Source organism: Leucobacter soli, assembly GCF_042659205.1.
GTDB lineage: Bacteria > Actinomycetota > Actinomycetes > Actinomycetales > Microbacteriaceae > Leucobacter > Leucobacter soli.
Map to the genome: position 1 here is coordinate 1 of NZ_JBHSRW010000415.1, position 996 is coordinate 996.

Annotated in this window: 1 protein-coding gene; it reads right to left on the reverse strand. The window is 73.1% G+C overall.

The window, feature by feature from the left end; all coding sequences use genetic code 11:
• Positions 1–996, reverse strand: a 996-nt coding sequence (locus ACFPZL_RS13625) for an ATP-binding protein (RefSeq protein WP_382335929.1), incomplete at both ends; no start/stop codon positions are given.

A 996-nucleotide genomic window follows, 5' to 3' on the forward strand; every position in this document is an offset into this window, starting at 1 on the left:
GAACCTCGGCGTTCACGCACCACGGGGTTCCGCGGAGCCGATCTGCGGCGCGGGCGCGGGCCTCGACCACGCGCCGACGCAGCTGGGCGCTCGTCGGTCGCGGCTCCTCCGCCAGTGCGGGCAGCGCACTCGAGATCCGTCGCACGGAGAGTCTCAGGTCGATCCGGTCGACGAGCGGCCCGGACACCCGACCCAGGTACCTGGTGCGCATCAGCGGGGTGCAGCGGCACTCCGCAGCGGTCTCAGGAGAACCGGCGTTGCCGCAGGGGCAGGGGTTCGCTGCGAGGATCAGTTGCACCCGGGCGGGAAGGAGCGCGCGCACCTTCGCGCGGTGGATCTCGACCGTGCCGCTCTCGAGCGGTTGCCGCAGTCCATCGAGCACGGCGCTCGGGAACTGCGGAGTCTCGTCGAGGAAGAGCACGCCGTGGCAGGCGCGGGTGATGGCCCCCGGGCGCACGGCCCCGCCGGCGCCTCCGCCGATGATCGAGACCGAGGAGGCGGTGTGGTGCGGGCTCTCGAAGGGCGGGCGCGTCACGAGTTCGGTCAGCGGGTTGCCGCCGAGCGAGGCGATACTGCTGGCGACGATCTGCTCGTCTTCATCGAGATCCGGCAGGATGGTGGGCAGTCTGGTCGCGAGCAGCGTCTTGCCTGCTCCCGGGGGCCCGACCATGGAGAGGTGGTGCCGCCCCGCCGCTGCGACGACCATGGCCTCGACGGCCTCGGGCTGCCCGATCACCTCGGCCATGTCCGATCGATCGGCACCCTCGGGACGTTCAGCCGTGTCCGAGGGGTCGTCGTCGGACGCGCCCACTCGCCAGCCGTCGGCGTCGCCGCGGTACCAGGCGAGCGCACCGGCGAGATCGCGTACCGCGATGACCTCGATCCCGGGTACGAGCGCGGCCTCCCGCGCGCAGCTGTCGGGCACCATGACGCGTTCGAACCCGAGCCCTCGGGCCGCCAGTACCGCGCCGAGCAGGCCGGGCGGGCGGCGCAGCC